This is a genomic window from Desulfoluna butyratoxydans, assembly GCF_900699765.1.
GTDB lineage: Bacteria > Desulfobacterota > Desulfobacteria > Desulfobacterales > Desulfolunaceae > Desulfoluna > Desulfoluna butyratoxydans.
The window spans coordinates 114,439-139,520 of sequence record NZ_CAADHO010000008.1; the positions used below are offsets into that span (position 1 = coordinate 114,439).

Genomic DNA, 25,082 nt, shown 5'->3' on the forward strand with positions numbered 1-25,082 from the left:
CCGGGCTCAGGTGCCGGCCTCGGGGGGCGCCACCTTTTTCGGGGCATACTTGCCCACAAACTCGCTTACGCCGTCGCGGGTCGAGGTAATTTGCACCCGGACCACCTTGATCTCCTGCAGATGGGAACCGAGATAGGGCTTGAGGAGCCGTTTGAAATCAGCCAACACGGTTTCAAACCGTTTCAGGCTGCGCACCTCCCGGTAGGTGAGCCGACTCATGTGAAGCACCAGGGCCTCAAGGAGGCTCGGATGCAGGCGGTATGCCCCTTCGGCCGACTCGTCATCGGGCTCCACATAGGGCAACACCTCCACGTCGTTGACGCTCAGGGTCAGCTGCACGCACAGGTACCGGCTCTCTTCATTGATGCGCTCCTTGGTGAGCCCCACCACCAGGGGGCCGGTGGGAATCTGCGTCAGGGGGACCCCGTCCTCTTCCTCAGGCGCCTTGGTGCTGCGCAACCGGTCCCAGGAGATGCGCTCACCGCCTGAGGGGCGCAGAAGAATGGTATTGCGGGTCAACCGCTCGATCAGGTAGGTCACCGGAGTGTCCACCGCCCAGGGCGTGTCACCAACCACCATCTCCGGGGTCATGATCAGGAGCAGGGGATCCCCTTCCATCTCCGGAGGCAGCAGCTTCCACTTGCCCTCGACCTTTGCCCTTTCCGCTTTCTCGTCGATTTTGGAGTGCTGCCCCTCCACCAGCCGCAGGATACCGAAGGTCCCGTTGGCCCGAAAAGAGATGATGTTATGGTAACTGGCAATGGTGTCCTTCCACGGCCCCACAACCATCTCCCGCTCCGGGGGTTCCTTCTCGCAGGCCAAAAAAGCAAGGGCCATCAAAACCAGCACCACCCGCTTTGCCCCTTGCTTGAATCCGTTTCTCATACCCTTACCCTTTCCCAAGGCATCCTGATCTGTTGTGGGCGCACACGCCCCACTCTTCCTTCTATCGCCCATCCCGCATAAAACTTTAACGCCTTGCCCGACCCCGGATAAAACACATGAAAACAGCGGGAGCCCCCCGGGGGACCCTACGCCCCGTCACCGTTCCCCCAAGGGCAACACACCAAATGGCACCCCGAGCAGCCCCCCATCCCGCCAAGGGAACCCACACGCCTCACCCCACAGAAAAATCACATGCGTTTTCAGGACAATACCTTCCGGCCGCGCATCCCTTCTTCAAAAAAAAGCAAAAAAGACGATTCCACCGACACCGCCCTGTATGAAATACTGAATGAACCGGCCGTCCAGGGAGCCCCGCCACGGCCTCGGCGCAACACAGTCAGGGATCGAATCCACACACATCACACAGAAAAATGGTGACAGACATGAGACTCTCCGACGAAGAACGCACCCGCTATCTGGCCCCCACCCATCACATCGACTGCGACTCAGAGGCCATCGCCGCCTACGTCGCCCCCCTTGTTGCAGGACTCTCCTCCGACAAGGAGAAGGCCATGGCCCTCTTCAATGCCGTGCGCGACGATGTCCTCTACGACCCGTACTATTACGACCTCAGCCCCGACGGGATGCGGGCCAGCTCCGTCCTGAAAAAGGGCAGGGGCTACTGCGTGGCCAAGGCCCTGGTCTATACCGCTGCCGTGCGGGCCGCAGGGGTCCCGGCGCGCCTGGGGTTCGCCGATGTCAAAAACCACCTGAGCACCCGGCGCCTGAGGGAGCTCATGGGAACAGACCTGTTTGTCTACCACGGCTACTCGGAGGTGTTCCTCAACGGGCGGTGGATCAAGGTAACCCCCACCTTCAACGCCTCCCTGTGCGAAAAATTCGGCGTTCACCCCCTGGAATTCGACGGGGAGACCGACTGCCTCTTCCACCCCTTTGACACCGAAGGCCGCAAACACATGGAGTATGTCCTGGACCGGGGCCCCTACGACGACATCCCCGTGGACGAGATCATCAACGCCTCCCTGGCCGCCTACCCCAACCTTTTTAAAACCCTGGAAAGCTTAGGGGGAAAAGAACTCGGAGACTTTGCCAGGGAAGCGGTATCGGAGAACAAATAAAAAACGCCCTGCAGGATCCGTCCTGCAGGGCGTCATAGATGTTCCTGCCTTTTACACGGGGTTATTCGGACCCTGCGGGAGGCGCCTCCTTTTTCACTGCGGAGGCAACCGAGCTGTAGATCTGTTTGAACGCCTCGTCAAACCCCGTGGGGGAGACGCGCCCCACCTCGATAAATTTTACGACGATCTCCTTGGCTGCGCGCAGGATCTGCTCATCCGTCGATGCCATCTTCATCAGCTTCCCTCCGGTGTGTTGGTGTCGCTCTTCCGAGGGGCGTCGCCAGACGCCCCGGAGCCCTGGTTTTCAGCCGTCACAGGCTGTCCGTTTGCGTAAGTCACAACCCGGGTGGTCCCGTCCGACGCCCGTGTTACCATCTTGCCGTCGGGCTTTCCTTTGACCCACGTTCCGCGAAGCTCGGTGCCGTCGGTGAGCTTGCGGGTTCCGCGCCCGTCAAAAAGGCCCTCCTTGAAAAGACCGGAAAAGCTGCTCCCGTCTTCATAGGTCATGGTACCGGTCCCATGGGGCTTCAGGCTCTTGACCTCCCCTGAGTACCGGGCACCGTCCGGGTAAAACACGTTGAAGGGACCCCGCATCAGGCCCTCATGGAACGAGCCTTCAAAGCGCACGCCCTCGGCCGTAGTAAGGATCCCCTCCCCTTCGAAGAGATTCTCGTGGAACCGTCCTTCGTAGCGGGTGCCGTCCGGCGAGGTGTACACACCCTTGCCTTCCATGATCCGGGCGTCTTTCATGTACCCGAAAAACCGGGCCCCGTCGGCAAAGATCCACTGGCCTTTGCCCGCGATCTTGTCTTCGATGAAGGGGCCGGTGAAGGTGGCGCCGTCCGGGTAGGTGACCGTGCCCTTTCCATGGAACCGGTTCTCCTCGAACATACCTTCGTACCGGGTGCCGTCGGGCTCCACAAGCTTTCCCTTGCCCTGCATCTTCTCATTGACGATGCTGCCGGTATACAAGGTGCCTCCGGGAAAAGCGATCTCCCCTTCCCCTTCCAAGTGGCCGTCCACGAACTCCCCTTTAAGGGTACTGCCGTCCGGCGCGGTGAGGGTGCCCTCCCCGTTCATGGTGTCGTTGGTAAAGGATCCGACGTAGACATGGCCGTCGGCATAGACGAGGGTCCCGGTGCCCTCCATGCGTCCCTTGCGGAACTCACCGGTATACACAGCCCCCTCCACAAAGAAGAGAACCCCCGGTCCCTGGGGGACCCCGTCTTTGAAAATGCCCGTCAGGCGTTTGCCGTCCTTGAAAAAAAGGGTTCCGTGACCGCTGGGCCGCCCGTCTTCAAAGGCACCGGTAAACCGTCGTCCGTCGCCGTAAACCACGGTGCCGTGCCCCTTCTGCAGCCCCTCGCCGAAGCCCCCCATGTACCGGGTGCCGTCGGGAAAGATCATCTCTCCCACGCCTTCGGGAATGCCGCCTTCCACCTGCCCGACGTAACGGGTGCCGTCCTTGTAGACACGCACCCCGCTTCCAGAGGCGACCCCCGACTTGAAGGCCCCCTCGTAACTCCCGCCGTCGGCGTAGTGGTACACGCCTTGTCCGTTTTCACAATCACCGCTTTCGCAGGAGCCGGACCCATCGGCGTATGCGGCGGAGAGACCGGCAATGACCCAGAAGGCCAGCGCGTTCACCGTCAATTTCTTTATCATCAATCGTCACCCTTTTCAGGTTCTGCCATAAATAACATCCCGCATGCCGCCATCAAGGCCATGCATGCCCTCGGACGGGCACAAGTAAATTTGTTTTAATATCCCATAGGCAAAGGGTTTGTCAAACCAGCCACCGCCCCGGCACCCCGGTATCCAAGCAATTCCAGCATCCTTTACGTCACGCGCCATTCATTCTTTTATTGCCATACGCTGATACATAAGATAACGTTAGCTCTTTTACGAGCATTCCAACCAGCAATGCGCCCGGCCCGCAAGGCCTGAAATCCATGACAATCTTTGGAGGCTTGGAAACGAACCGTTTGAGTCCGACGGAACGGACCGACACCGGTATGCGCCGTGCCAGACCCCTTCGCCCGAACGATTCCCGACCCGACCACACGCCGCCAAAATACCCATACACGAAACAAGGGAGACCGCTTTGACCGAGCTGATCATCACCCACCCGGGTTCCTCACATTTTGACGAATTCTTCGCCCTTTGCCTTATCCTGGCCGTCCACCCGGACACCGATTTTACCATTGAAAGACGAGAGCCCACGGCCGAAGAGGTGGCAGACCCCACCATCTGGGTGGTGGACATCGGTGAAGAGTACGACCCGGAAAAACGCAACTACGACCATCACCAGAACATCGAGCTCTCTGCAAGCTTTGTGCTGGTGGCCGAGGCCCTGGGCTGCGCCGCCTCCCTGTCGTCCCTTCCCTGGTGGCGTTTTAAAGACCGCATCGACCGATTCGGCCCGGCCAAGGTAGGCGCTGAAATTGGCACCACCGAGCTACGAACCACGTACAGCCCCATGGAGGGCTGGGTTCTGGACATGTTTGCCGCCGACCCCGACTCCCTCATCCCCATCATGCGCCGATTCGGCCGCAAAGCCCTGGACAGCGCCCGGAAGCTCACGGACCAGCTGGAGCTGTGGTCCAACGCCAAAAGAGTGACCATCAACGGCTACGGCATCCTCATCGGCGACACCGACGACTCCGAAGGCGCCCAGGAGTTCAACTTTCGCCAGGCAGACCCTGCCGCGGTCTGCATCACCCGGGACAGCCGGGGGGATGGCTGGAAGCTCATGCGCTTCGACAACGCCCCGGAGGTGAACTTCGCCAAACTCCAGGGGCGACCCGATATCCGCTTCACCCACAAAACCGGTTTCGTGGCCAAAACCAACGAACGCCTTCCCGAAGCCGAGGTTCTGGAGCTGGTGCGCCTGGCCCTGCCGGAACAGTAAAGCAACGACGGGTCTCCCCCTTGGGACCCTGATACGAAGACACAAAAAAGCCGCAGCGCAAGCTGCGGCTTTTTTTGTTTGTCAGTGGTACTGGCTTAACGCTTAATCTGCCTCCGGCAGACACCCCGTCAAGGCCACAGCCAACAGCCCGCAGCCCCCCGTGAGGAGCACAACCAGATAATCTTCGGGATGACGCCCCGCCCGACGCTGCCTCATGCGCCAGCCCAGGAGCCCGACAAGGCAAAACAGGGAGACCATCCACCCCTCGGGGTTAAAGGAAACATCCAGCAGCGCATAGGCGGTTTCCCCTTTTGAACGCACAACCCGTAAGGGGAAAAGCTGCTTGAGCATCTCCTGCCCTCCTTTGGCTTCCAGACCGTGGGTATGGGAGGCGATGGGGCGGTAAGCGCGATCCGTCACCCACACCCGGACGCTCTTTTTCCCTGTCATCACAAAGGTCCGCTTGAGAAGGTCGCAGTACACGGCAAGGCTCATGGTATCCGGGTCGTAACCCTCCATGGGCAGGGCAATGGGCCTGTAGTTGCCCCAGGAGAGAAGGCTTGCGGTGCCGTCCCCTTCGATCATCAGACCATAAAACTCCCGCCGGGGGTTTTCATCCATGCCGATGTAACGGATGCCGCTGGCCGGGGCCAGCCCCGTGTTCTTCACCCAGGGGTTTCCCCGCACCATCTTCAGGTGAAAGAGGGTCCCCTCGGCATCGGTGATGAAATAGCCCTCGTCAAAGGGCTTCCGGGCTGTGGGGTTGCCGAAGATGCCCTGGGCGGGAAAGGCGAACCCCTTGCGGGTCAACGCCTTTGTAAACCGCCCGGACCGGTCCGCATCCACGGCGTTGGTTGCGGCGTCCAAAAACTCAAAGGCGCCTGTCACCCGAAACATGGAGTCGGGCTCCTCCAGCTGGGTAAACCCCGAAGCAGACTCGTACAGGGGATACAGGGGCACCACCGGGCTGTTAAGGGCGCGCGGCCGAAGGCTCAGCACCTGGCGGTTCATGGCCACCTTTTTATAGGTCACCTCTTCACCGTCCAGGGATTCGGGCAGACAGCCCCAGGCGGCCAGATCTTTATAAAAAAACATGGGCAGTGCTGTTTCAAACTCTCGCCTGGTGTACTCCTTGCCGGAGAGATCCGTCATCCGGCGCTGCCCCGTCTCTTTATCCCTGGCATTGACCATGAATGTCTTTAGAGATGAGCTGTAGAGGATAAAGGGAGAAAACGACCTCTCCACAAGCAGCCGCCGCACCTGCTCCGGAACGTAGATGGCACACACCAGGGTTATCAGGAGAACAATGGCACATCGCGAAACCTTGAGCATCAGACAATCCCCCTTTTAAACCGGTGAGCCGGCAACAGAACCGTGGGCAGGTAAAGGGCACACGCCAGGGCGTACCCCCCCAGAGAGAGCTCAAAAACCCCGAAGCTTTTTTTCACCAGCAGCAACACCGTGCCAAAGGCGATGACACCGTAAACCGCCTTGCGCCACCATGCCGTCTCCACCAGGGCCAACACGGCCCCGAAATAGGCGGGCACCGCCGCAAGGCACCAGGGTGCCGCCGTTAACAGGGCACCCGACACGATCTCTGCGGGGAAATAGCATCCCATGATCAGGGCCAGGCACACCGCGCTGATCCCGCACAGCCCTGCAACACAGAGGCATCCCACCCCCAGCATGCACACCAGGGACAGGGTGTGGGGAAGGGGCAGGTGAAAAAGGATGCGCAGGCGCCTCTTGCCCGTCTCCGGCACGAACTGCACCAGGGCCGTCACCAGCCCCACAAAGGGTGCCAGCCACATGATGTCCCCGTAAAAAACGGATTGCTTGATCGCCGCCATGTACCAGAGGTGGTACGCCCCCTTGGCAAGCACGGCTGACCTGAGCATGATAAAAATCTTCCCATAAACCGCCAGGGTGATCCCCAGCAACACGAGGAGGAACCAGCGAAGCTTGATCCACTCCTTATATACAATCGCCTTGTACATGTGTTTTCATATCCTTGTTTTGTTGATGCCTTCTATACTTGAGGCGCATGGATAAGCCTGCCTCCGGCAGCCAGGGACTGATCCTCTGGGCCCCAGGTTGTGAATGCACTTTCCCCCTCGTTCCTCGGGCCAAATCACATCCGCCTTTGAATCAAACGTCGGCCTTCATCATGGTTTCGACCATCGGCATATTTGCATAACCGCCCTGGCTCCCTTGCCTCCTGTGCGGCACGGGTAATGACGGGCTAAAAAGCCGCACCGGAGCGCGGCGCTCCGTTTCGGTCGAGCTTTCTCGGTTTTTTCGAAGGTCGCGGCCCAAACGATGAACAAAACCCAAGCGTCATTCAAAACGATCCGTTAAGGACTATGTATTTGACGTTAAGATAACTTAACCGCCAACAGAGCCGCCGGTCCCATACGTTTAAACGTTACCTGCCATCAATATTTCCCGGTCAACCCGATAAAGGCGTCTTCCAGGGTCATGGAGACCGGCGCAAGCCCTGCGGCATCCATGCCTGAGGCAGCCAGGTGCTCCCGCACGACGTCTTGGGATTCAAAGCTGTAGAGATACTGCCGATCGCCGAGGCACTCCGTCCGGGCGATGATCCCGTCCTGTACCGGTTTTTTCCCCCCGTTGCGGGGAAGGCCGTAGCAGCGGAACCCATCGGTGAAGCCCTGAAGGCTGGAGCTCACAAGGGTACGGCCCTGGTCCAGAATCACGATATCATCCACAAACCGCTCCAGGTCCTGGACAATGTGGGAGGTAATGAGAATGGTGGTACCGTAACGTTCCGCATAGTCCAGGAGGTAGTCGAGAAACAGGCGACGGTAGCCGGCGTCCAGCCCCAGGGAATAATCGTCCAGGATCATCAGCTCGGGCATCTGGGCCAGGATGAGAGCCAGGGTCACCTGGGATCGCTGGCCGCAGGACATCCGGTGGATCTTGCGATTGTCCGGGAGCCCCAGGCGGTCCATGAGATCTCTGAACACCCCGTGGTTCCACATCGGATAAAAAGAGGCGTAAAATGTTTCGGCCTGCCCAATGGTCAAAAACTCGTACTGGAGAAAGGTTTCGTGCAGCAGGCCGATGCGGGCCCTGGTCTCCGGTCGCAGACTGTGGGAGGGCTCCCCGAAAATCCGGCACACCCCGCCTTTGGGAGAGAGAAACCCCATCATGATGTTGATGGTGGTGCTTTTTCCCGCTCCGTTTTTCCCGAGAAGCCCAAAAATACGGCCCTTTTTCACCTCAAAACTGAGGCCCCGGAGCACATCCTTGCCCCCGTAGCTGTGGCACAGGTTGTCCACCTGAATCACCGTGTCCGACATGGTCTCGTTGCTCCTTTCCATTAGAAACTCACCTCGCCTCCAAGCCAGAACTGGCGGCCCAATTCGTAGTTCTTGCCATCGGCCAGGACTTTTTTGTTAAAAAGGTTGTTTACCTCCAGGGTGCTGGTGAAAACGCTCTGCCCCCACAAGGGAAACTTCCAGCGGAGTTTACAGTCCACCACCACACTGGAGGGGCGATCCCGCTCGCCATAGACCGGAATCTCTTCGGAGACCTTCTCCCCGGTGAGAGGGTTGATCTGGCCCTGATCGTCGGGGACCTCTTTGGTCTTGCCCGTACTCTCCACCTTGGTGTAGGAACCCCGGTACCGGGCGATGGTAGTCAGGGTCATGCGCGCGGGCAGGGAGACAACGGCCGTGACATTGGCCATCCAGGGCTTGTTGAAGGTACTCTTGGGAAGTTCGGCCCGATAGATCACTTCGTCGCCGTACCAGACGCGATCGTCACCTATCTCCCCGTCATAGGACCCATTGGAGGAATCGGTATCCTGGTATGTTACGTTGAGGTTGAGGCGATGAGCACCGAAGGAGCGCCCCCAGGCCACGCGATGGCTCTTGTGGTCGTAAAAGCCGTCGTTGGTCATGGTGTAATAGCGCAACCCGTCGGGCTGGATGGCCCCGTAGGTCCGGGCAAACTGATCCCGTCCTTTTCGGCGCACATACTTGTACCCCAGGGTCCCGCCCACGAACCTCTGGTCGACACCGATCTGAAATTCATCGGCATAGGGGGTTTTAAGGGTGGAAAAGGTCTCCACGTTGTTTCCGGCATCCGACACCGGCCACCAGAAACCGCCCAGGGTCCCCGAAGGATCGCTTCCGGAAAAAACCATGTCCTGATAGGGCTTTCGCACCTCGGTGCGGTAAGGCCTCTTGGCCTCCCGCAGTTTGTAGGTAATAAAAGTGGCGCTGTGGTACCGGTTAAAACCCGAGGTGAACACCGTGCGCCCGTCCCCGAAGCTGTCCCAGGACGCAGACATCCTCGGGGCCACGTCCAGATTATCCATGAAGTCGTTGGCGGCGACTCGAAGCCCCGGCCGCAGGGTGACTCTGCCGCACACCATCTCATCCTGGCCATAGAGGCTCAAGGCGTTGACCACCGCCGAAGAGTCATCGGCATCGTAGACCTTGCGCATGCTGAAGTACTGCTCGTTGTCCTCGCAGTCGTAGCTGTTGCCAGGGGAGATAACCGTATCGGACGTTACCGGGTCCGTGTAGATCATGGTGGACTCCTTGCGGTCGAAGGTTCCCTTGGTCAGATCGTAGGAAATGCCCGTGCTCAGGGTATGGCGCCCACCCCACCCCTCAAAGGAGACCTCCGACAGGTCCGCGCGGGTGGTAAAACTCTCCTGAGTCTTGGTGATGTCCCCGTGACCGCCTTCCTTGGAGTAGGCCGATTCTGCATCCGCACCCCAGGGCTTGGAGGCTGTGGCGGCCCACTGACGAAGATCCTTCGGGGCCTCCCGCTCGTTGACGCTCTTTCGGAACCCACCGGTCACCTCCAGGGCCCCGAAACCCAGCCCCCGGTTCCACTGCCCCTGGATGCGATCCCCGCCCCCCTTGATGGTGTAGTCGCTGTTTTTGATATCCGAGAGGAAACGCTCCTCCTCATACGGGGAATGAAACAGGCTCAGTTCAAAGGAATTCAGATAATCCGGATCCCAGGAGAGCTTGGTCATAATATTTCTCAGGTGTCGTTTTTCATCCTTCCACCCCTTGAAATGCCGCTTGGAAATGGTGGATCGCACCTCGTTGACGGACCCCAAGGCCCCCAGGGTGTCGCCCAGGGGCATACTCAGACTCCCGCCATAGATATGCTTTTCAAACCGGGGGTCCTCAATTGCCTCATCGTCGGAAGACGGCGGGGTAAGGGAGGCCTCGTCGTCTTCCTCTCCCTCCCACTGGAAAAAGTGGGTCCACTGGCTCCGGGTGGTCCGGTAATAGACCTTACCTTTGGGCTTGATGCCCGCCTTGACGGTTTTTGCGTCCACCACCCCACCGGAAAAATCACCGAACCGGGCAGGCACGTTGCTGTCGTAAACCGCCACCTCCTCCACCAGGTCCGAATCCAGGAAAATCTCCTGGGGATGGCCGGGCACGTCGTTGACCACCTGGTGGCGCTCGGAGCCGGGGTCCAAAAGACTGTTGTTGGAGATCCCGTCCACGGAAAAATTGTTCTGGTAGGCCTTTCCGCCTGAAATGGAGATGTTCACCGGCAGGATCTCCCCGGCTGTCTTGGCAGAGCGCCAGGAGTCATCCGGCTGGATATCCGGAAGCACCAGCAGAAGCTCGTTTAAATCCCCGTTCCCACCGGAAAGATGCCGAAGCATCTGATAATCAAGAATGGACACCCCGGAGGCCTTGCTCTCCATGGTACCCGTCACGGTGAGGGTATCCCCTTTCACCGCCACCTCGTTGCTCTTTTTCACCTCTGTTTTTTCCGCGTCCCGGCCTGTGTCTCCTGGGGCCGCAACTTCCACCGGAGCCTTTGCCGTGGTTTCGCCAGCCCATGCCGTTGCCGCAGCACCGGCGACCATCAGGGCCATGGCAATCACCAGCCACGCTGCGTGCCCGCTGCCCGGACAACACCCTCCGTCGAGGCCGACACATCGCCTCACACACCTTCGTATCATTGCATTACTCTTCCATCTGAAAAGGGCCCTTCCTTTGGAAGGTCTCCTTGGGTACAACCGGTAAGCCGCCCCGCCGCACATGCAGCGGCACCGCATAATCCAACCAAATACTCGACAAGGGATCTCAATCGGCATACAGGGGCCGGGTGTCCGTTGTGTCCGGTATGCCGTCCCCATCGCTGTCCGGGTCCAGGGTCAGACCCGATGCGGCGATGTCCTCAGGGGAAGCCAATGGACTGAAAAAGTCAGGCAGACCGTCGCCGTCGGTATCGACCTGGGCGACCCAGTTTTCCGGCTTTTCCGGGCTCCAAAACGGCATTTCCGAAAAATCGTCGATCTCAGCCATGGTGGCAGCCGTTAATTTAATCCCCCTATTGATCTCCGCACGGTTCCCCATGGACATTGACAACGCAACGGATTTGTCAACGGCACCAGCGAGCGTGTACGCATTGGCAAGGGTTAATGACTTCGTTGAAATGGTGGAGCTGCCGACACAAAGCTTGACGCATTTATCGTCTTCATAGAAAGCCGCTTTCGTGGCAATCGCCTTATTTAATATACTTATGGCTTCATCGGTATAACCTAAGGAGATCAAAACCTTGGCGGCCCGGATCAAATACCCACCCCGAAGAGTGAGAAGTTCGTCGTGCTCTCCGTACTGCCCTGAGGCCCACTGCTCATCGGTGATAGACTCATCGAAGATACGGACACTCTTGGTCGCAAATGTACTGACCACCTCAAGCAGCCGCCCTTTATCTCCCAAGGCGACCTGGGACCTCGCCAACCAAAGATACATTTCGGCCACCTCTGAGGCGTCGGCTCCTTTCCCGACAACACCGTCCGCCGCAGACCGAGCTTCAACAAGGCATTGAGCGGCGCGGTCAAGACGGCCAACCGAGATCCAACAAGAAGAGGCTTCGCAAAGGCCTCTTACCTTCCACAGAGCCCCGGAAATATCCCGGGCAACGGCTTCTGTAGTTTCGCAGAAAGCAAGCTGTGTATCCTTCTTATTCATCAGGCTATAAAGATACGCCAGCTTTGGGTAACCTTGTAGAATTTTGACAGTAAAAGCCGCCTCTTTATCATCCGTCGTAAAGTCGTCCAAAATCGCTTGGGCCTTTTCCAAGGCTTTGACAGCATCGGCATACCGACCGGGCCCCAGGGCGATCAGGGTTGCAGCCATTCGCTTCGAGCCTTTGTTTTGGGCAAAGTAAGTCAAAGCATTAATCTTCTCCTTAGTTTCCTTAACCTTATCCTTGTTGACGATTCGATCCACCACGGCCAAAGCGTCATCTATGTCTTCTGACGTTACAGCCTTTGAAGTTGCTAAAAAGGCATAAACCCGATTTTTGTACGCCGCAGGAGCCTCACTGATCAACGAATCGACCAGAGGCATCTCACCAAAGGTGCAAAGGCCCGGTATCACATAAGTTGCAACGTAAAACCACGTAGAAGACTTCGTAAACGGATATGAATCACACAGCGCCCTGATCTCTTCATATGCATTCATCCCACCGAGTCTGTATGCTTCGTCCCCAAATGTTTCGTACATTGAGGCGTACAGCTGGACAACCCACGAAAGGCAAAACACCCTTTTTCTATAATAATCAACCGCATGCGGATCATCATCTTTGTTTGGATAATCTGGGTTGACCGCATCGTCCGCAGGGACCTTTTTTGATAAAGAGAGCATCATACCCGGGTATAAAGCGGCCTGGGCTTCGTTGCCATCTTCCACAAAGCTGTCTCCCGCTTTTTTCATGGAGACGACAAGACGGTTCAGCGATGAGGTATTTACTTCTGCCATCGCCTCACTGCACTCTTTGACATACCGCACCACAGAGTCGGCCTTATCCATCTCCCCGGCCTCCCTGTATTGGTTGATAAGGCTATTCAATGCGGCAGCGTCTTTATCATCAAAATAGGCCTTACCCACTGCCTCGATTTTTTTCTTGTACAGAGATTCAGCCTTCTCAAGGGCTTGAAGAATATTCTCTTGTGGAATACCTCCTGTGCGCTCATTGAAGGAAATCAAAGTCTTGCCCAACCGACGGAACCCTTCAGCTCGTACCATGGTTGAAAAAACCTTCGTGTCCAAGATGGTTTTGGCCTCTAAAAAAAGGCCGGCCTCGGCCAAGCCATGGGCGACACGCTCCAGAATGTAGTCATTGACCGTATCATCCCGCACCGTCTCAACGAGTTTTTCAGCCTTGTAGAGATGGGAGGCATCGGAATTGAAATAGTAATCCAGGCGCTTAGCGTTGTCGTCACCCAGCAGCTCGCTGGCAAACAACGGCTCCCTGATGTCGTACTTTGCCGCCACCGGGGTGATGATGGATACGATCTCCGTGTTATCCCTGACCCAGCCGATAAGGACCGGAAAGGTATCCCCCAGAAAGGTATCGTAGGTCTCGATGCCGGAGGTCCTGAGCACCCATCGGATGACACGCTCCGGGGCCATGCTCTCCAGATGGATGGGCCGACCACCTGCCGCAGCCAGGATATCCCCGATGAGACGGCTCGCGCGGGTCTTGAACAACGGATCTTCCTTGGACGAGGAGGGGCTGTTGGCGTCCAGAACCTCTGTCAGGCACGCCAAAAGGCGCCGCCTTACAAACACCTCACCGGGGGCCTCGCCCTTTTCCACGGCCTCCTTGATGGCAATGACCGCCTCATCAAGTTCAGGATGCTCTGAGGTATCGGGGAGCCCGTCCGCTGAAAAGGTAAGCCCCTCAAAGGCGCTTCCCTTACACCCCTTGGTTCTTCTTGCTGTTGCAACCAAGGAAAGCATCATGGTCTTGGCGTGAAAGTGGCCCCCTTCCACCGAAGGCCGGGCGGTGAGCTTGTCTTCCGAAACCTTCAGCCTGCCGGCCACGGCAGTGCGGGCGGCGCTCAGGGATGACCCGTTTGCCACATCAAGGCCCACCAGGGTGGTCACCGGGCTCACCACAACGGACCGTGTCTTGCCTTCATACATCTCCAGGGGAGCCATCATGACCACCCCCCTGAAATCAAGGCCGTCCGGCCCGGTGGTACCGTCCTTGCCGCCGCGGGCAAAAAGCATGAGCGACTTAAGGTCCACACCAGCGCCCACGGTCACGGTAAAGCGGCCCTGCTCATCGGTGACACAAGGCCCGTAAAGCCCGTCGCTGCCGTCCCTGTTCAGGGCATAGACCGTGGCTTTGGAAACGGGACCGTCTTCCACCACACCGGAAAGGGTAATCCCCGGTCCGGGGGCTGCTCCTCCTCCGCCCGACCCGCCGCAGGCAGACAGGCTCAAGGCTGTCACGGCCGCCAGGAGCAGCCTGATCCACATCACATACTTCATCGATACATCCTTCGCGTTGCAAACGGTTCACTATCTGGAAACGCCATGGTTCATCACAGACGTTCGTGCGCCCCGATCCACCCGGCAAAGCCATGGGCTCCCGAGAGACAAAGTTCGGCAAGACTAACTTTTCAGAGAAGCACAAGAACTACTACAACCAGCAGGATATCTGTCAAGTATTTTTTGGGAACAAATCATTTTTTAGCCATGCCAAATAAAATTTATCTATCTATATTTATTAGAAAACAACCTCAACAATCTAAATTCAATAAAACTAAAACCTATTGACAATCCGCGCAAACACCAGTAGTCAGAACCTTTCTTTTGGACTACCTAAAAAAGAACGGAAGTCAAAATAAAGCCTTATAAACAACACCGGGCAACATCGGTACGACAGGCAGGGATCTGTTTTTTTCCGAGCCCTTATGATTCACTTTTTACGGAGTAAACGGCCCATGAAGTGCACCCCCAAAACGGAACGCCCCTGCGCCCCCCAGCCCCCCGACGGGAGGCGCAAAGCCCCTTTTCTATTCTTGCTCATCGCCCTGTTGGTTTTGGGCGGCGGCTGCGGGCCCTTCAAACCCGCCCATCAAGAAACCGTGCCCCTGCCCATGAGCGAGAAGGTGATCACCGGCACGCTCGCCAACGGCCTCCGGTATTACATCCGGCAAAACCCCTACCCCAAGGATCGCGTGGAATTGCGGCTCAACGTCCGCTCCGGCTCCCTTAACGAAACCGAAGAAGAGCGAGGCCTCGCCCACTTCGTGGAGCACATGGCCTTCAACGGGATCCGCCACTTTAAGCACAACGAGCTCATCGCCTTCCTGGAAGAGGCGGGGCTCACCTTCGGATCCCACACTAACGCCTACACCTCCACAGACGTCACCAACTACCAGCTCAGCATCCCCCTGGACCGCCCCGAGCTTCTGGATAAAGCCTTCCTGGTCTTAGGAGACTGGGCAGACGGCCTGCTTTTTGACGAAGGCGAAATCGAAAAAGAAAAAGGCGTCATTGTCGAGGAGTGGCGCATGAGGGAAGGGGTAAGAAAGCGCGTGGGCGACAAAAGCCGGGCCGTGCTCCTGTCTGGGTCACGCTACCCCTTGCGTGATCCCATTGGCCTGATGCCTGTGGTAAAGGGTGCAAACCGCGCCTTGCTCAAAGGATACTACGACGCCAACTACACCCCGGACCGCATGGCCGTGGTGGTGGTGGGCAATATCGATGCAGCCGACATGCAGAAGCGCATTGAAAAGGCCATGGGCGGCATCGCGCCCCGCAAGGCCCGCGCCGCCGCACCAAAGGAGGTCCCCCTCACCCCGGGCCTGCGCGTGACCACCATCACCGACCCCGAGCTCACCGCAGGGACCGTGGCCGTGGACCACTTCTTTCAGCGCGAGCCCACCACCACATACGAAGGCTTTAAGCGGGATCTCACCGAGCAGCTGGCCTTTGCCGCCTTTAACCGGCGCGTGCGGAAAAAAATCACCGACCGTGAGCTGCCCCTGCTTCGCGCCTACGCCCGCGTAACAGATGTGCAGAGTGACCTGCACACAGCCCGGTTCATGGCCCGCCCGGTCAAAGGGAGCGTCTCCGAGGGGCTTTCCGGCCTCTATGCCGAGATGGAACGGGTCCGCCGCTTCGGCTTCCTGGCCGAAGAACTCACAGAGCAGAAAAGCGCCTTTCAAAAAGCCCTCACCGAGGCAGCCCGGCCCGATCGTCGCGTGGAATCGTCGGACCATGCCGCAGCCATCTGTGAATTTGACACCCACGGAGGCTCCCTCACCGACCCCGATCAGGACCTGGCCCTCTACCTGAAGGCTGCAGGTACCATCACCACAGTCGACCTCAACCGGTCGTTCAACAGGCTCCTGGCCTCTGAAAGTCGCTCGGTCACCTTCACCTTCCCGGAGAAACGAAAAACCGAAACGCTTTCCAAACCAGAGATCATGAACCTGGCCACCAAGGTCCAAGGGGAAGCCCTGTCGCCCTACACCCTGGCACCGGCCATCACCGCCCTTGTCACCGCGCCCCCCAAAGGCGGAGATGTCCTGAAAACCGAAAAAATGCCCGTCATCGACGGACAGGCCTTTACCCTCTCCAACGGGACCCGACTTGTGGTAAAGCCCACGGCCCACGCACCCGGGGAATTTCTGATCAGGGGCACGGCCACAGGGGGGCTCTCCAGCGTCCCGGATGCCGACTACAAGCGGGTGAGCATGGCCGCCGGCCTTGTGAACCAGAGCGGGTTTGCGGGCATCCCCCAGACCGAGCTCAACCGGTTCCTCGCAGGCCGGAACATCAACGTCTCTCCCTCCATCGAGGCCAACGCCACCTCCCTCACAGGGGGAGGGGCCACCAAAGAGGCCGAAACTCTTTTTCAGATGCTCCGCCTCTACTTCACCGCCCCAAACGTCTCAGCCAAGGCACTCTCCATCCATAAAGCGCGGATGACCCAGACCATCAATGCCAGGGCCCACGACAAAAAATTCTGGTTTACGGCAGACGCTGCAGAGGCCCGCCACAACAACAAATTCAGGGATCAGCCCCTTGCCATTGAGGACCTGAAAGGCCTCACCCCCGAAGCCCTCCTTGCCGATTACACTGGTTTCTTCGTCTCCCCTTCGGCCTTTACCTTCACCGTGGTGGGTGATGTGACCCCCGAGGAGATCGCCGCCCTGGCAGCGCGCTACCTGGGCGACCTGCCCGCCGCAGCAAACCGAAAAACCAAAGTGGACCGGGGCCTCCGCCTCAAAGCCGTAGGCGGCCCCGAGAGTATCCGCATCACCGGCAAGGGAGACCTTGCAGACCGGGCTTCGGTTTCTGCGTTTTACGAATCCGAAGCACCCTTTTCCCACAAACGAAGCGTGCAGCTTTCCGTCCTTCGGCGCATCCTCTCACGAAGGCTCAGGCTCTCGGTGCGGGAAGAAAGAGGAGGGGTCTATTCCATCTCGGCAAAACTGCGCCTTCAGGCCGAACCGGCACCTCTCTTCAAAGCATCCGTCTCTTTTACCTGCGATCCCTACCGCGTGGATGAACTTATCCCCCTCACCGAGAGTATGATCCGGGACATGGGAACAACAGGGGTCACGCAGCAGGAGGTGGAACTGGCCGTCAAACAGAGCCTCACCACCCTGTCCCAGGTCGAAAAAAAAGACCGATACTGGCTCAACACCATTGCCACCTCCCTGGACCACAACTGGGACTTAAGCGAGGTGCTCAGCCGAAAGCAGATGCTTCAAAACACAACCGTTGACGACCTCAACGCCCTGGCCAAAGAGACCTTAACCGGCATCAAAGGGTTCATCACCGTCTACGCCCCCGACACCGAGGAGGCTTTATGAAACGCCGCCTGATACACGTTAGCGCGGCAGCTCTCCTCTTCCTGGCCGGCACCCTGCCGGCCACGGCCGGGGAGAAGACAAGCCACGCCATTGCCCTCATCGGCACCCCGAAATACGGGGAACACTTCACCCACTTTGACTACACCAACCCCGACGCCCCCAAGGGGGGGACCTACCGTCGGGGCATGGTGGGCACCTTCGACAACATCAACGACGTGGCCGTTAAAGGGCGATGCGCCGCAGGCATCAGCTTCATGTACGACACCCTCATGGAGTCATCCAGGGACGAACCATCCACCTCCTACGGCCTGCTGGCCGAAGCACTCACCGTGGCTGACGACAACGCATGGGCCGTCTTCCACCTGAGACATGAGGCGACATTCCACGACGGGCACCCCGTGACGTCCGAGGATGTCTGCTTCAGCTTTAAGGCCGTCACCGAGCAGAGCCCCTTTTACAAAAACTACTTCAAAGGCATCGACCGCGTGGAGGCCTTAGGCCCCCACACCGTCAAGTTCCACTTCAACAAAGAGGACCGCAACCGGGAGCTTCCCTATGTCGCAGGCCAGCTCAAAGTACTGCCCGCCCACTACTGGCAGCACAGGGACCTGTCCAAGAGCACCCTGGAGCCCCCGTTGGGAAGCGGGCCCTATCGCATCTCCGCTGTTGAGCCGGGCAAGCGCATCAGCTACGAACGCGTTCCGGGCTACTGGGGCAAAGACCTGCCCGTCAACAAAGGGCGCTACAACTTCGACCGCATGGTGTTTGAGTACTTTAAGGACCGCACCGTGGCCTTCGAGGCCTTTAAGGCAGGGCACTACGACCTTCAAGGGGAGAGCGCCGGGAAAAACTGGTACCGCGGGTACACCGGCAAAAACGTGGAGACGGGATGGATTAAAAAAGAAGAAATCCCCCACAGCATGCCCACCGGCATGCGAGGGGTCATCATGAACACCCAGGCCCCCCCCTTGAACGACCGAAACGTCCGGCGGGCCCTCACCCGGGCCTTTGACTTTGACTGGGTCAACAACAAAATCTACTTTGATCAGCTCAAGCGCCACACGAGCTACTTTTCCAACTCGGAGTTTGCCTGCAGCGGCCTGCCTCGGGGACAAGAGCTGAACACCCTGGAATCCATCAGGGGCCTTGTGCCCCCGGAGATCTTCACCACCCCCTTTGCCCTCTACAAAGGAGACGGCTCGGGCATGGACCGCAACCGCCTGCGCCAGGCAGCCGCCATCCTGGCCGAATCAGGGTATGCGTTCAAGGACGGGGCCATGCGGGACCCACACGGCAAACCATTGAAACTGGAGATCCTCATGGGCTCCAAGGCCACCCAGAAAAGATTCCTTCCCTTCAGGCAAAACCTGAAGCGCCTTGGCATCGAGCTCACCCTGCACCTGGTGGATTCCACCCACTACACCCAAAAGGTTCGAAACAGAGAGTACATGATGATCTTTTCCCGGTTCCGCCAGTCCCTCTCCCCGGGCAACGAACAGCGAAGCATGTGGCACAGCGAAACTGCTGGCGTCAAAGGAAGCCGAAACCTCTGCGGCATCGCCGACCCGGCCGTGGATGCCCTGGTGGAAAAAGTCATCGCAGCCCCGGACCGCCAGGCCCTGGTGGCACGCACCCGGGCCCTGGACCGGCTCCTGCTCAACGGGTACTACATCATCCCCGACGGCTACAGCGACCGCTTTCGCATCGCCTACTGGGACCGGTTCGGCAGGCCAAGCAAACTGCCCACCCACGGCCTGAGCATCAATGCCTGGTGGATCGACCCGGCAAAAGACGCAGCCATGCCCGACTGCCTGATCTCTAAAACACGTAGATAAAAAAGCCCCCGGCAGCCAGGTTAAAGACGCCTCCGGCGGCCCTGCCGGGGGCAGGCTTTTCCTTGCACTTTAACCATAGAAGGCCGTGCGGTTAAATCAACACTGGGCAAGTGGTGACAACGTATCCTGTAACGTCGAAGCTTGCGATCCAGTCCGCATAAACCATCAGCGTTCATGTCGGGCGCAGCCCGAGCCGAAGGCCATTGCGCTTTGCCCTGAGGAACGAAGGGCAAAGCGCAATGGCAATAAGCTTTCGAGGTGGCACACCTTGCCGCCGGAGGCATGTTTTTTTCGGAGTCCTTATGAAAGAGTACATCGCCAAACGGGTGTTTCTGATCTTCCCCACCCTTTTGGGCATCATCACCATCAATTTTTTCCTGGTCCAGGCGGCTCCGGGGGGGCCGGTGGAGACCATGATCGCCCGGCTCAGCGGCACCGAGGTATCGGCCGTGGACCGGGCCACGGGCACCCAGGAGACGAGCGGCCCATCGGACACGGAGGAGGCCCTGGGGGAGTCGTCGTCGCCCTATAAAGGGGCCGACGGCATTCCGCCCGAGGTGATCCAGGAGATTGAGCGCCTCTACAACTTCGACAAACCCCTCTTCACCCGTTACCTCCTTATGTTGAGGGATTTTTCGTGCTTTGACTTCGGCGAGAGTTTCTTCAGGGACAAGCGCGTGGTGGACCTCATCAAGGAGAAGCTGCCCGTCTCCATCTCCTTGGGGGTCTGGAGCACGGTGCTCATCTACCTCATATCCATCCCTCTGGGAATCGCCAAGGCCGTGCGCCACGGCAGCCGGTTCGATCTCTGGAGTTCCCTTGCCGTCATCGTGGGGGATGCCGTGCCCATGTTCCTCTTTGCCATCGTGCTCATCATCTTTCTGGCCGGGGGCAACTACCTGACCCTGTTCCCACTGCGCGGCCTGGTTTCCGACAACATTGCCCAGCTCAGCACCTGGGGAAAGATCCTGGATTACCTCTGGCACATGGTGCTGCCCATCACCACCATGGTCATCGGCGGGTTTGCCTCCCTGACCATGCTCACCAAAAACGCCTTTTTGGACGAGATCAGCGCCCAGTACGTCACCACCGCACGGGCCAAGGGCATCACGGAGAAACGCATCCTCTACGGACACATCTTCCGAAACGCCATGCTCATCGTGATTTCAGGGTTTCCCGCAGCCTTTATCTCCATGTTCTTTACAGGATCCCTCATGACCGAGGTGATCTTCTCCCTGGACGGCATGGGACTCATGGGCTTTGAAGCGGCCATGGGGCGCGACTACCCCGTGATGTTCGCCACCCTCTACATTTTTACCCTCATGGGCCTGGCCTTGAGCATCGTCAGCGACCTCACCTACACCCTGGTGGATCCCAGGATCTCCTTCGGGTCGTCGGGGAGTTGATCTAAACCAGCCTCCGGCGGCCAGGTGGGGCACCTGGAAACCCTATGGCGAATGCATGGAGGCAGCCATTATGCCACCGTTCTCGGGGCATTCGCGTGATGTGTGACATGGGGCAACCGTCTTTGCAGGAGAGGCCAGGAAAGAATATTACCGGAACTTTTTTCAAAAAACGCCCACCGGAGGCAGAGCCTTATCGTTACAAACAAATAGACAAACCACGAACACCTCAGTGATTTCCCCTGAGGAGCGAAGGGTAAATCGCTGAGGTACCCAGCTTTCAAGGTGGCTCACCTTGCCGCCGGAGGCCGCTTTTTGCCCAACCACAGACCCAAACCATGTACATGGATACACGCTGCATCATGAAACTATCGCCCCTTACGCGCAAGCGCCTGTCTGTCTTCAGGGGAGACCGGCGCGCCTTTATCTCCTTGCTGATCTTCGGCGTTCTTTTTGCCATGAGCCTGGCAGCAGAGCTCATCGCCAACGACACGCCCCTTTACGTTCATTACAAAGGAAGGCACTGTTTCCCCCTGGTGGCCACCTACAGCGACCGGGATTTCGGAGGGTTTCTCCCGTCCGAGGCCTGTTATTCCGACCCGTACCTGATCCATGCCATCGAAGAGGACGGCTGGATCATCTGGCCGCCGGTGCGTTTCAGCTACGACACCATTCGCTACGACCTGCCCGTGCCGCCACCCACGGCGCCCTCCCTTGCCAACCCCCTGGGCACCGACGATCTGGGACGGGACGTCTTTGCACGCATCCTCTACGGATTTCGCCTCTCGGTCCTCTTCGGGTTTGCCTTCACCTTTGTCACTTCGGCCCTGGGCATCGCCGCAGGGGCCATCCAGGGGTATTACGGGGGACGGGTGGACCTGTGGGGCCAACGGCTCATGGAGATCTGGTCGGGCATTCCCATGCTTTACCTTCTCATCATCATGAACAGCTTCATGACCCCGGGCTTCTGGTGGCTCCTGGCCCTGATGGTCCTCTTCGGGTGGATGCGCCTCGTGGGCGTGGTCCGAGCCGAGTTCCTCAGGGGAAGGCAGCTTGACTATGTGCAGGCGGCCCGGGCCCTGGGCGTGAAAGACCGGGAGATCATCACCCGGCACATCCTGCCCAACGCCATGGTGGCGGCCATGACCTTTCTTCCCTTTATCCTCTCGGGCTCCATCGGCATCCTCACCTCCCTCGACTTCCTTGGGTTCGGCATGCCGCCGGGATCCCCTTCCCTTGGCGAGCTGCTCGCCGCAGGAAAATCCAACCTCCACGCTCCCTGGCTGGGTCTTTCGGCCTTTGCCATCGTGGCGTCCATGCTCACCCTGCTGGTCCTCATCGGAGAAGGCGTCCGAAACGCCATGGACCCCAAGCACATCCAAAAGGAGGCATCATGACACTTCTTTCCATCCAGAACCTGGCCGTGGATTTTAGAACCAGCCAGGGATTGAGCCCTGCGGTTCACGACATGAGCTTTGATGTGGGCCAGGGCGAGGTGGTGGCCCTGGTGGGAGAAAGCGGCTCCGGCAAATCGGTGTGTTCCCACGCAGTTGTCCAACTGCAGAAACACCTGGGGGCACAGGTCCGGGGTTCCATCGCCTTTGACGGCACCGAACTCACCGGTCTTTCGGAAAAGGCGCTGCGCGCCTACCGGGGCCGGGAGATCGCTTACATCTTCCAGGAGCCGGGCACCTCCCTGAACCCCTTGCACCCGGTGGGCCGACAGATGACGGAGCGGGCCCGCATCGTGGAAGGCACGGACACCAGAACTGCCATGGAAAAGGCGGTTCAGCTCCTGGGCGATGCCGGGATCAGGCACCCCGAGGAGCGCATCGGTCATCTGCCCCACACCTTCTCCGGCGGAGAAAAACAACGCATCATGATCGCCATGGCCCTCATGGGAAACCCGAAGCTCATCGTGGCCGACGAGCCCACCACAGCCCTGGATGCCACGCTCCAGGAACAGATCCTCACCCTCATCACCGGGGTTCGCGATCGTTACGGCACCGCCATCCTCCTTATTACCCACGACCTGGCCGTGGTGCGATCCCATGCCGATCGGGTGGTGGTGGCCAAAGAGGGGCGCATTGTGGAGAGCGCCCCCACAAGCGAGCTCTTTGATACCCCCAAAACCCCCTACACCCGGATGCTCCTGAACAAAAGCCACGGGGGCCCAGTCAAAGCGCCCCAGGCGGAAAAAAACCTCCTTGAACTCGAAGGCATCGGCGTCACCTATGCCCGGCAGTCCCGGTTCAAAAAAGAGCCCCCGTTGAAAGCAGTGGACGGGGTCTCCCTGGCCCTCACCGAAGGAACCACCTTAGGAATCGTCGGCGAAAGCGGATCCGGCAAAAGCACCCTGGCCCGGGCCGTCCTGCGCCTCATCCCCTCCACCGGCACCATGCGCTTTGACGGAGAGCCCCTATCCGAACTCACAGGGGAACCCCTAAGGCAGCTCCGCCGGAGCATCCAGGTGGTGTTCCAGGATCCCCACAGCAGCTTCAACCCCAAGATGACCGTGGGCGATATCGTGGGCGAAGGCCTGCGCGCCTTCAACCACCCGGGGCCCTACACCGACAAAGTGGTGGACCGATGCCTCACCGACGTGGGACTTACTCCCCAAGACAAGGAGAAATACCCCCATCAATTTTCAGGGGGGCAGAAGCAGCGCATCGCCATTGCCAGGGCCCTTGCCCTCTCCCCCAAGCTGGTGATTCTGGACGAGCCCACCTCGTCCCTGGACCGCAACATCCAGTTTCAGATCGTCTCCTTATTAAAAGAGCTCCAGGCCAAGCTGGGCCTCTCCTACCTCTTCATCAGTCACGACCTGGACGTGATCCGCGCCATCAGCCACGACATCGCGGTGATGAAGGCGGGGAAACTCGTGGAATGGGGAAAGGCCGATACTGTTTTCAAGCGGCCGTCACATACCTACACCCGGATGCTCCTCAAAGGCGAAAGCGAGGCGGCGTGAGACAGAAACGGACATACACAGTTGCGATAAGCATGGCGATTATCGGCTTGTTTCTCTGGCTTTATACCGGGAAAAAACATCTATCCGCCCCTGAGGCCCCTCCGGCCCTGTGCGTTGAAAAAAACACACAGAACCACAGTCCGGCCGTGGCAGAAAAAAAGCTGAAAAAACCGATCGACCACGCAGCAGCCGTTCCCCCCGCTGAGGAAAGGCACCTCGCCCGTCAACAGGAAAAGGCCTCTCCTGAAAGCAAAGCACCTGTGACGACAACAGAGCATGTAAAACGATTAAAGGTACTTGTCGCAAACAACGACCTGAAAGCCTTTTTAGGCTACCTTTCTAATCATGGACTGGACCTTAACACACAGATGGATACCAAAAATCGAACAAGGTTGTTTGAGCTTTGGTTTCCATTCACCGATGACATCGGAAAGGTAGACCTGCTCAAGCAACTCATCAATGAAGGTGCCATTCTGGATCCACCGGATCACAACACCCTCACCTCCCTTCTGTTTACCGGAAACCCCGACATTCTCACCTTTATGTCTCAAAACTACCCCCATGTGATCTCACAATATGGCAGCGACACAATGAAAGTTCAGGCCTTATTGGGTAACCCCACCACCATGCACATGCTTCTGGAAGAAGGGGTTGAGATTTCCCGCGACACCTTTTCGCCGGAAGAACTCATCGCCATTGAACAACACTGTGATACCCCGGAATGTTTTTCCATTTTAGAAGAAAAGGGGATTCGATTTGGAGAGCGTGCCGTGGCAAATGCCATCATCCATGGTCACCTTGAAGCCCTGGCCCACCATGCCCAGACCATCCCCATGGAAAGCCTCCTGATTGATGGTCAAGGCGCCTTGGATATCGCCCTTGAAACCCCCAAAACAAATGTTTCCATGATTCGTTTCCTTGAAACCCAAGGGGTTGACATTGAACCCCGCCACCTCAAAAAAGCAAAACAGAACATCAATAGTGACGGCGTTTACACTCTGGAGGTAAAAAGCGAAGAATACTGCGGGACCTCCACCTATTCGGGATTTCCATTTGCTCAAAAAGTCGCGGCCTATCTGGAAAAAAGGCTGGGCGCCCCACCTCCTTGAATGGTTGGATAGGGGCACTATTCTCCCGCCCCATTTGCCCGTGGAGCCCGGCTTCATTCATTCTGATGATGACATCGTACAATCCTCTTGTTTGAAAGGACCTATAATGTTAGCTTGGCACAAACAAGAGCCCGCATGACACGCCTCCGGTGTTTTATTCGGCAGCATGTTGTGTCTGTTAATGACTTC

At 58.3% G+C, this 25,082-nt stretch carries 16 protein-coding genes; 8 read left to right on the plus strand and 8 right to left on the minus strand.

Annotated elements, in window-relative coordinates; all coding sequences use genetic code 11:
* Nucleotides 1-6: 6 nt before the first annotated feature.
* Complete coding sequence (locus MSL71_RS19630; RefSeq protein ID WP_180143714.1) at nt 7-885, minus strand: flagellar basal body-associated FliL family protein; 879 nt, start codon at nt 883-885, stop codon at nt 7-9.
* 443 nt (nt 886-1,328) lie between these two features.
* On the opposite strand from MSL71_RS19630, the gene MSL71_RS19635 reads away from it, so the two are divergent.
* Nucleotides 1,329-2,024, plus strand: a complete 696-nt coding sequence (locus MSL71_RS19635) for a transglutaminase-like domain-containing protein (protein ID WP_180143716.1) — start codon at nt 1,329-1,331, stop codon at nt 2,022-2,024.
* Between the two features lie 61 nt (nt 2,025-2,085).
* Here the strand turns inward: MSL71_RS19635 and MSL71_RS19640 are convergent, their stop codons facing one another.
* Complete coding sequence (locus MSL71_RS19640) at nt 2,086-2,259, minus strand: hypothetical protein (RefSeq protein WP_180143541.1); 174 nt, start codon at nt 2,257-2,259, stop codon at nt 2,086-2,088.
* On the minus strand, nt 2,259-3,689 hold the full coding sequence (locus MSL71_RS19645; RefSeq protein ID WP_180143718.1) for an MORN repeat-containing protein: 1,431 nt from the start codon (nt 3,687-3,689) through the stop codon (nt 2,259-2,261). The genes MSL71_RS19640 and MSL71_RS19645 overlap by 1 nt, the downstream gene beginning before the upstream one ends.
* A gap of 439 nt (nt 3,690-4,128) precedes the next feature.
* On the opposite strand from MSL71_RS19645, the gene MSL71_RS19650 reads away from it, so the two are divergent.
* Nucleotides 4,129-4,935 carry an MYG1 family protein gene (locus MSL71_RS19650; protein WP_180143720.1) on the plus strand — a complete coding sequence of 269 codons (807 nt, stop codon included), beginning with the start codon at nt 4,129-4,131 and terminating at the stop codon, nt 4,933-4,935.
* Between the two features lie 102 nt (nt 4,936-5,037).
* Here the strand turns inward: MSL71_RS19650 and MSL71_RS19655 are convergent, their stop codons facing one another.
* The 5 genes from MSL71_RS19655 to MSL71_RS19675 all read right to left on the minus strand — a co-directional run bounded on the left by MSL71_RS19655 (nt 5,038) and on the right by MSL71_RS19675 (nt 14,234).
* Nucleotides 5,038-6,267 carry a DUF4857 domain-containing protein gene (locus MSL71_RS19655; protein WP_180143722.1) on the minus strand — a complete coding sequence of 410 codons (1,230 nt, stop codon included), beginning with the start codon at nt 6,265-6,267 and terminating at the stop codon, nt 5,038-5,040.
* Nucleotides 6,267-6,932 carry a hypothetical protein gene (locus MSL71_RS19660; protein ID WP_180143724.1) on the minus strand — a complete coding sequence of 222 codons (666 nt, stop codon included), beginning with the start codon at nt 6,930-6,932 and terminating at the stop codon, nt 6,267-6,269. The genes MSL71_RS19655 and MSL71_RS19660 overlap by 1 nt, the downstream gene beginning before the upstream one ends.
* Nucleotides 6,933-7,370: 438 nt before the next feature.
* Complete coding sequence (locus MSL71_RS19665) at nt 7,371-8,279, minus strand: ABC transporter ATP-binding protein (RefSeq protein ID WP_218951086.1); 909 nt, start codon at nt 8,277-8,279, stop codon at nt 7,371-7,373.
* Nucleotides 8,279-10,906, minus strand: a complete 2,628-nt coding sequence (locus MSL71_RS19670; RefSeq protein ID WP_180143726.1) for a TonB-dependent receptor — start codon at nt 10,904-10,906, stop codon at nt 8,279-8,281. The genes MSL71_RS19665 and MSL71_RS19670 overlap by 1 nt, the downstream gene beginning before the upstream one ends.
* A 124-nt stretch (nt 10,907-11,030) precedes the next feature.
* Nucleotides 11,031-14,234, minus strand: coding sequence for a tetratricopeptide repeat protein (locus MSL71_RS19675; protein WP_180143728.1), 3,204 nt, complete (start codon nt 14,232-14,234; stop codon nt 11,031-11,033).
* Nucleotides 14,235-14,689: 455 nt separating this feature from the next.
* On the opposite strand from MSL71_RS19675, the gene MSL71_RS19680 reads away from it, so the two are divergent.
* The 6 genes from MSL71_RS19680 to MSL71_RS19705 all read left to right on the plus strand — a co-directional run bounded on the left by MSL71_RS19680 (nt 14,690) and on the right by MSL71_RS19705 (nt 24,893).
* Nucleotides 14,690-17,575 carry a M16 family metallopeptidase gene (locus MSL71_RS19680; RefSeq protein ID WP_180143730.1) on the plus strand — a complete coding sequence of 962 codons (2,886 nt, stop codon included), beginning with the start codon at nt 14,690-14,692 and terminating at the stop codon, nt 17,573-17,575.
* Nucleotides 17,572-19,410 (plus strand): extracellular solute-binding protein, encoded by a 1,839-nt coding sequence (locus tag MSL71_RS19685; RefSeq protein WP_180143732.1) that lies wholly within the window; start codon nt 17,572-17,574, stop codon nt 19,408-19,410. Before MSL71_RS19680 ends, MSL71_RS19685 begins: the two co-directional genes overlap by 4 nt.
* 302 nt (nt 19,411-19,712) lie before the next feature.
* Nucleotides 19,713-20,816: a microcin C ABC transporter permease YejB gene (locus MSL71_RS19690; RefSeq protein WP_180143735.1), complete on the plus strand. Its 1,104-nt coding sequence runs from the start codon at nt 19,713-19,715 to the stop codon at nt 20,814-20,816.
* A gap of 359 nt (nt 20,817-21,175) precedes the next feature.
* Nucleotides 21,176-22,210: an ABC transporter permease gene (locus MSL71_RS19695; RefSeq protein WP_180143737.1), complete on the plus strand. Its 1,035-nt coding sequence runs from the start codon at nt 21,176-21,178 to the stop codon at nt 22,208-22,210.
* On the plus strand, nt 22,207-23,784 hold the full coding sequence (locus MSL71_RS19700; RefSeq protein ID WP_180143739.1) for an ABC transporter ATP-binding protein: 1,578 nt from the start codon (nt 22,207-22,209) through the stop codon (nt 23,782-23,784). The genes MSL71_RS19695 and MSL71_RS19700 overlap by 4 nt, the downstream gene beginning before the upstream one ends.
* A gap of 32 nt (nt 23,785-23,816) precedes the next feature.
* Entirely contained in the window at nt 23,817-24,893 is a 1,077-nt protein-coding gene (locus tag MSL71_RS19705; protein WP_180143741.1) for a hypothetical protein, read from the plus strand.
* The last annotated feature ends 189 nt before the right edge of the window (nt 24,894-25,082 follow it).

Excerpts from the sequence above, each read along its gene's own strand:
- MSL71_RS19630 (WP_180143714.1), bottom strand. The coding sequence starts at position 885 with ATGAGAAACGGATTCAAGCAAGGGGCAAAGCGGGTGGTGCTGGTTTTG.
- MSL71_RS19635 (WP_180143716.1), top strand. The coding sequence starts at position 1,329 with ATGAGACTCTCCGACGAAGAACGCACCCGCTATCTGGCCCCCACCCAT.
- MSL71_RS19640 (WP_180143541.1), bottom strand. The coding sequence starts at position 2,259 with ATGAAGATGGCATCGACGGATGAGCAGATCCTGCGCGCAGCCAAGGAG.
- MSL71_RS19645 (WP_180143718.1), bottom strand. The coding sequence starts at position 3,689 with ATGATAAAGAAATTGACGGTGAACGCGCTGGCCTTCTGGGTCATTGCC.
- MSL71_RS19655 (WP_180143722.1), bottom strand. The coding sequence starts at position 6,267 with ATGCTCAAGGTTTCGCGATGTGCCATTGTTCTCCTGATAACCCTGGTG.
- MSL71_RS19660 (WP_180143724.1), bottom strand. The coding sequence starts at position 6,932 with ATGTACAAGGCGATTGTATATAAGGAGTGGATCAAGCTTCGCTGGTTC.
- MSL71_RS19665 (WP_218951086.1), bottom strand. The coding sequence starts at position 8,279 with ATGGAAAGGAGCAACGAGACCATGTCGGACACGGTGATTCAGGTGGAC.
- MSL71_RS19670 (WP_180143726.1), bottom strand. The coding sequence starts at position 10,906 with ATGATACGAAGGTGTGTGAGGCGATGTGTCGGCCTCGACGGAGGGTGT.
- MSL71_RS19675 (WP_180143728.1), bottom strand. The coding sequence starts at position 14,234 with ATGAAGTATGTGATGTGGATCAGGCTGCTCCTGGCGGCCGTGACAGCC.
- MSL71_RS19680 (WP_180143730.1), top strand. The coding sequence starts at position 14,690 with ATGAAGTGCACCCCCAAAACGGAACGCCCCTGCGCCCCCCAGCCCCCC.
- MSL71_RS19685 (WP_180143732.1), top strand. The coding sequence starts at position 17,572 with ATGAAACGCCGCCTGATACACGTTAGCGCGGCAGCTCTCCTCTTCCTG.
- MSL71_RS19690 (WP_180143735.1), top strand. The coding sequence starts at position 19,713 with ATGAAAGAGTACATCGCCAAACGGGTGTTTCTGATCTTCCCCACCCTT.
- MSL71_RS19695 (WP_180143737.1), top strand. The coding sequence starts at position 21,176 with ATGAAACTATCGCCCCTTACGCGCAAGCGCCTGTCTGTCTTCAGGGGA.
- MSL71_RS19700 (WP_180143739.1), top strand. The coding sequence starts at position 22,207 with ATGACACTTCTTTCCATCCAGAACCTGGCCGTGGATTTTAGAACCAGC.
- MSL71_RS19705 (WP_180143741.1), top strand. The coding sequence starts at position 23,817 with ATGGCGATTATCGGCTTGTTTCTCTGGCTTTATACCGGGAAAAAACAT.